Source organism: Abditibacteriota bacterium (assembly GCA_017552965.1).
Classification (GTDB): domain Bacteria; phylum Armatimonadota; class UBA5829; order UBA5829; family UBA5829; genus RGIG7931.
On sequence record JAFZNQ010000116.1, the window covers coordinates 1 to 5,450 of the forward strand.

General features: G+C 56.5%; 8 protein-coding genes. 1 reads left to right on the top strand and 7 read right to left on the bottom strand.

Annotated features, from left to right (window positions below; translation table 11 throughout):
• On the bottom strand, positions 1 to 806 hold an 806-nt coding region (locus IK083_09935), incomplete at its 3' end, for an NgoFVII family restriction endonuclease (protein MBR4749872.1).
• 75 nt (positions 807 to 881) lie between these two features.
• On the opposite strand from IK083_09935, the gene IK083_09940 reads away from it, so the two are divergent.
• Complete coding sequence (locus IK083_09940) at positions 882 to 1,070, top strand: hypothetical protein (protein ID MBR4749873.1); 189 nt, start codon at positions 882 to 884, stop codon at positions 1,068 to 1,070.
• Between the two features lie 266 nt (positions 1,071 to 1,336).
• Here IK083_09940 and IK083_09945 read toward each other — a convergent pair whose 3' ends face one another.
• From IK083_09945 to IK083_09970, 6 genes are all read right to left on the bottom strand, one after another.
• Positions 1,337 to 1,696 (bottom strand): hypothetical protein, encoded by a 360-nt coding sequence (locus IK083_09945; GenBank protein ID MBR4749874.1) that lies wholly within the window; start codon positions 1,694 to 1,696, stop codon positions 1,337 to 1,339.
• The gene (locus IK083_09950; protein ID MBR4749875.1) at positions 1,675 to 2,622 is read right to left on the bottom strand and encodes a hypothetical protein; all 948 of its coding nucleotides are present in this window, start codon (positions 2,620 to 2,622) and stop codon (positions 1,675 to 1,677) included. The genes IK083_09945 and IK083_09950 overlap by 22 nt, the downstream gene beginning before the upstream one ends.
• Positions 2,612 to 3,922: a hypothetical protein gene (locus IK083_09955; GenBank protein MBR4749876.1), complete on the bottom strand. Its 1,311-nt coding sequence runs from the start codon at positions 3,920 to 3,922 to the stop codon at positions 2,612 to 2,614. The genes IK083_09950 and IK083_09955 overlap by 11 nt, the downstream gene beginning before the upstream one ends.
• Positions 3,923 to 3,931: 9 nt before the next feature.
• Complete coding sequence (locus IK083_09960; GenBank protein ID MBR4749877.1) at positions 3,932 to 4,282, bottom strand: hypothetical protein; 351 nt, start codon at positions 4,280 to 4,282, stop codon at positions 3,932 to 3,934.
• Between the two features lie 194 nt (positions 4,283 to 4,476).
• Complete coding sequence (locus IK083_09965) at positions 4,477 to 4,851, bottom strand: replication protein (protein MBR4749878.1); 375 nt, start codon at positions 4,849 to 4,851, stop codon at positions 4,477 to 4,479.
• Positions 4,851 to 5,450 (bottom strand): hypothetical protein (locus IK083_09970; GenBank protein ID MBR4749879.1); only part of this gene is annotated, 600 nt, incomplete at its 5' end. The genes IK083_09965 and IK083_09970, both read right to left, overlap by 1 nt.

A 5,450-nucleotide genomic window follows, 5' to 3' on the forward strand; every position in this document is an offset into this window, starting at 1 on the left:
TCATAAGGATCTCTCCGCCTGCCGCCGGCAAACCGTATGTTCAGACACTCTTTGGGCGGGACAAAAAAACCGGCCTTATTGTTGAAGGAATACAATGGCAGATAAGCTGTTTCTATATGCGAAACACCCGGCTCAGTCCGGATCTGCAGCCGTTTTATCTTGTCGAGCAGCCCCATTTTTTCGGCCAGATACTCATAAGGGTCTTCGATTATAGTAACGGGTATCTCGTTCATCAGCTCTAGATCATCAAACCTCTTAAACAGAGTGCTTTTTGAGAGATTAAACGAATACGCATTGATCCCGTCTTCGAAATATATTGATGCTCCTGTTTTCTTTATTTTTGTTATATTTCCGACGTCTATTTTAACAAGAGGGCATTCATAGACTGAGATCAGCCCTTCTGTCCTCAGCAGGCAATGATATACCATAGTGTCTATAGAATAAGTATCAAGAGTCTTCTGAATGCGGTCATTTCTGTATCCTGCGACTTTGCTTATCAGGATTTCCGGCTCGTCATTTATATATGTGTTTCTCAGCGCGTCAAATTCAGCTATCTTCTGAGACTGGCTCCCTGTCCAGGTCTTAATGCCTATGCCGGTTTTTCCCCTCTTGGCATCGGCAGTAACGTCATTGCGGGAGAGGTTGTCGGCAAAGAAACAGCGGCAGAACAGGTTCTCGCTGATTCTTGAAGCAAGGTATGGACTCGGGCTCTCGGAAAACAGATTGGACAGCGACCCGATCATCTCAAGCATAAGAGAATAATTCAGCCGTTCTTCTTCCGTAGTCATTTCATCATAGAAGCTCATTTTTTCACCTTTAATTCAGCGTTTGCCGGAATATATCCCGCGCAATCGCCGGCTCTCTTTAGATATTGCAAGGATATGCACACATTTATTATATCACAGTTTTTCTGCAGGGTCAAAAAAGAGGCGGCATTCTGCGGTGCCAAAGGGTGCATAGTTCAGGCCGGCGGAGACAGGCTGGCTGAACTGAGCATTGCAGCCTGCAGATTCCCAGACCCTAAAATCAATGGAGAAAAGAAACATGTCTGTCCCGGACCGGTTTTCTAATTAGCCCGCAAATAGAGTTTAGCCTGACAAGATCGGCATCTGCTTTGAAGAGAATTCATTTTCCGCAAGCATAATCAGTATGGTCCCTTTGATAAATTATCAATGGGCCTTTGAAGCTCAAATGCACCGCTTAAGACTCCTCCCGCAAAGCTTGACAAACCGGCAGTTTAACCCGTATAATATGTATGGGTTTTTATTTTGACCATTTTAATCATCTCTTTTTGGACTGAGGGCGGCGTCAGCCGCCTCCCTTTTTATATCTCCCCCTACTCCAGCAGGGTGCTCTCCGCCCAGACTTCCTCGGAGCCGTCGGTGAATTCCTTGTAGAACTTGTCGTCCCGGTGGGAATACCGCACGTCCTTCAGAGCTCCGGCCCGGGCGGCCACGATCACGAACTGCATGCCCGTATAGACGATGGAGACCACGTCCCCGGTGGCCACGGCTGGCTCGGTGTTCTGCCGGCCCAGCTCGCAGAGGGCCAAGGCCTTGACCCCCTGCCCGGAGACCATATCTCCGTTGACGAGGGAGCCGGTGGCTCGGTCGGGTATGACCTCCCGGAAGTCATACTCGAAAAGGCCGCTCTGCTGATTCAGGGCGCTGCCGGTTATCCTTGCGGTGAACTGCATCCGGCGAACTCCCAGACAGCTTCGGGGAACTCCTTCAGCCACTGCCCTCCGGGAGCGGGCAGCAGCTCGGTATCGTAGGCGTTCTGCCCCAGCACGGCGGGGCCGCCCAGGACCGTATTGGTGCCGGGCCAGATGGGAGTGCCTTCGAGGGCGGCGGTCCCGGCGGCGGCGTTCCCCGTGTAAGTGGGGAGCGAAGGGAAACGGCTCTGCCAGTAGAGGGTCTTGCCGTCTATGTCCCTCATAGGCTCCGCGGGGCGCACCTTCTGATTCCAGTCAAAAGCCCGCAGGTGGAAGGAAAAAACCGCCTGACAGGTGGGCGCCTCCTGGGTGCTGTTGGCCGTCTGGGTGTAGGACCAGCCCACGAACTTGGCGCACCCGGGGCTCACGGCCCCGAGCCCGGGGCAGCCGTAAATGGAAAGATCCCACGGATACATATTCACCGTGTTCACCTGCGCCGTCACCGTTGCCACGGGCAGCGCCATATTGTAGGTGCCGGACAGGGTGAGGATCGTGTAAGGGATATAGAGGGGCCGGTCCTCTGCCGGCAGCGGCGCGCCCAGATTCTGCCAGAGGGTCATGCCCCGATAGCGCTCGGTCATTACGGCGCTTTTGACGTTCACGCTGAAGTTGAAGCGCCCCGAGCCGGCCTGCCCGTCCTTGTTGGAGCAGGTGACGGTGATCTCTGCCAGGCGCACTCCCCGGTGGGAGAGCTCCATGTCCCGGAAGTCCACGCCTTTGATGATAAGCCCGTCGGTGTCGGTGAGCCCGGGGCAGATGTCCGCGTAGGGCAGCCCAGTCCTCAGCGAGGCATAGTTTCCGGCCAGCATATCGGCGTAGGAGCCGTAAAAGACCGCCTGCCCCTCCACGTAGCCCTCCCGGTCCACGGCGCACTTCAGCGGCTTTGCCAATAACAGATCATATTCCATACGCGTTCCCTCCCGGCATTCGCACTCTGTTCCGTTCGTCCTCGAGGGCCGTCATCAGCCCCGCCACGCTTCTCGATATCTCTTTCAGAAAGGCCAGGCTCTCCGCCGTGTCGCCCTTCTCCCCCCGGGCCTCTTTGATCAGCGCCCGCAGGGCCTCATAGTCGCCGGGCGCAAGCCGCTCCCGGACAGCCGTCTCTCCCCGGAGGCTCAGGGCCTCCCGCTGCCGGCTCCATTCCAGAGCCAGTGGATCGGCGGGGGCGTCCTCCTGTGAGTAAAGGCTGGTCACCGCCAGGCCGATGGGCCCCCGGCTCCAGAGCCGGGGATCCGTGTAGCGGCCGGCACCCTTCCGGACTCTTTCGGCAAAGGCCCGGTCCTCACGCTCGGCGGTATCGGACCACTTGTCCGCGTCCTTCAGGTATTCTTTGAAAGGGGCGCTCTCGCCGGTATAATACTCCCTGCGGGCTTTGTCCTCTTCTTTTTCCCTTTGGGCCAGGGTCTTGGCCAGAGCCTGACGGCTCTCCGCCTCTTCCTGCATGTAGCGCCAATAGGCTTCCTCCAGCATGCCCTGCTTCAGCCGCTCTCCCTCGGGGCCGGGGTTCTTACGGAAGACCTCGTTGGCCTTCCGGGCCGAATCTTCGTATTCGTAGTAGCTTTTCAGATCCTTGGCGTATTTCTGCCAGTAGGGGTCAAAGACACCCATATACCCGGCATAGGCGCCCACGGGGTCGGGATTGCCCTCCTTCCGGAGGCTGGCGTCGGAGCGCGCCCGTTCCCTCTCTTTGTCCATGCTCTCACGGAACTTCTCGCCGGCAAGCCAGGCCCTTTGGCCCTTTTCGTAGTCCTGCAGCTCCGGATCGTTGGAGGCCTTATACAGGCTTTTTTCCAGATCAAAGTAGGCTTTATACTTGCGGACAGAGAGGGGCACGTCGTCCGCCTCTTCCCAGTAGGACCGGGCAAAAGAGTCGGCGTCTGACAGCCGCCCCCAGGCGGAGGTCATCAGCTCCTCCCGGAGCTTGCTCCCTCTCTGGCTCGTCATTTCCTCCAAAACCCGGCGCGTTCCCGCGCTTTCCTCCGCCAGCTCCTGCAAAGAGGGCTGCAGCCTCCGCCCGAAAGCGTCGGCCGCCCTTATGCCCTGAGGCGAGGCAGCTTCGATCCGCTGCGCTTCCGCGCTGTTTTCCCTCAGGGTCATCTCGATCCATTCCCGGCTTTCCCTCTCGTGCATCTCACGCAGCCAGCGCGAGAAGCCGTCCAGCAGCTCCCTGAAGCTTGCCCAGGCTTCCCCGGGTGAAAACGTAGCCATGCTTCCCTCCTATTTGAAGGCCTGGTGCATAAGGGTGATAAGCCCTATCCTGTCACCAAAGACCTTTTTCATCTGCCGGATGGCGTAGTGGCGCCGCTCCTTGATCGCTCCCTGAGTGAGCTTTTTACCCTCTGCCAGCGAGGGAAAGTATTTGTCCACCGCCTCCGCTATCTTGCTGTCGGCGCAGCCCTGAACGTGCAGACCTATGAGAAACACGTTGAGCTCGCTGAGGCCGATCTTCTCGCACAGGTACAGTATCTCGGAGTTGCAGAGCTCCGTGAAGAAGTCCTCGTCTATGAGCTCCGGCTCCATGTCCGGCTTCGGCATTATCGCCTTGTGGCATCTTTTATCCTGAGTCATAACAACTATCCTTTATATCCTTAAGTCAGTGTATCCAGATTCCTTTCAGTCCCGCATTTTGCGGGTGAGGCTTGCATTTATTTAATTTTTATTTACAGAGTTGTTTATTTATATATGGGGTGAGAATATCTCACCTTTTTTCGGTGGTAATTTCTCACCTTTTCGGTGAGATTTTATAGTTGTCCGCAGCCCTGTCAGCATGGGATGATCACTGTGTCCGGCGGACATTCCGGCTCCTCAGGCACACCTTCAAGTCCGGCTATGAAATGCTCTGCTCTGAGGTTCAGAAGCGCAAGGCATACTTTTTTCATATCCAGCTGAAGGATAAGCCTGGGCCGCTCCTCCGAGACGGAAAGAAGCCCCTTCTCCTGCAATGCCCTGACAGCCTTTACGGCGCATGATTTGTCAATCGAGCACCACCGGGCGATCACACCATAACTGGCTTTGCACTTGGTTTTATGAAACCCTGCTGTGTAGCGAACCAGAAACAGCATCACCTTTGCCTCGTTGGGCTTGAGTATGCAAAGGGTCCTCAAAAGCGTATTGTTTACCTGAGTATATCCGGTCATCACTTGCCCTCCTTTTCCGGGGCAGGCTTCTTTTTCTTCACCGTGAGGGCCTTTGACACGCGCTCGGCGGAGTATTTCTCATACGCCTCCGGCAGGGCTTCCTTCAGTTTTTTCGTGTCCAGACAAACGGACTTCCGTTCTCTGAGAGTCACCGTATAATCCCCTGCCTCGGCCGCGCCGCAGCCGCCCATGGCCTGCAATATGCCTGCCTCTATGTCTTTCGCTTTGCCGGCGAGCCTTGCCGACTCGTCCTTCAGGCGCTCCCTCTCTTCAATGAGGGGCGCCAGCTCCGGCAGAAGCTTTGTCTCTTCATCTTTTCCTTCGGCCTCGGAGATCAGGTCCTCCCTGTCCTCCGCTTTCGCTTCCGGTTCTTCGCCGCCCTCCACGTTCCGGCTCCAAAACTCCCGGGCGCACCGTCTGAGGCGCTCAATGTATTCCCCGTTGCGGCGGGTCTCCTTAATCCTCAGCTCCTGTCCTCCGATGAGCACGGCAACGTAGGCCTTGTCAAAGCCTGTGATCCCCAGATACCACTGCACCTGGGCATAGACGGCCGGGGGCAGCTCCTCCCCGTCCCATTCGGCGCCGGAATAAAGGCCGCA

Excerpts from the sequence above, each read along its gene's own strand:
- IK083_09940 (MBR4749873.1), top strand. The coding sequence starts at position 882 with ATGCACACATTTATTATATCACAGTTTTTCTGCAGGGTCAAAAAAGAG.
- IK083_09945 (MBR4749874.1), bottom strand. The coding sequence starts at position 1,696 with ATGCAGTTCACCGCAAGGATAACCGGCAGCGCCCTGAATCAGCAGAGC.
- IK083_09950 (MBR4749875.1), bottom strand. The coding sequence starts at position 2,622 with ATGGAATATGATCTGTTATTGGCAAAGCCGCTGAAGTGCGCCGTGGAC.
- IK083_09955 (MBR4749876.1), bottom strand. The coding sequence starts at position 3,922 with ATGGCTACGTTTTCACCCGGGGAAGCCTGGGCAAGCTTCAGGGAGCTG.
- IK083_09960 (MBR4749877.1), bottom strand. The coding sequence starts at position 4,282 with ATGACTCAGGATAAAAGATGCCACAAGGCGATAATGCCGAAGCCGGAC.
- IK083_09965 (MBR4749878.1), bottom strand. The coding sequence starts at position 4,851 with ATGACCGGATATACTCAGGTAAACAATACGCTTTTGAGGACCCTTTGC.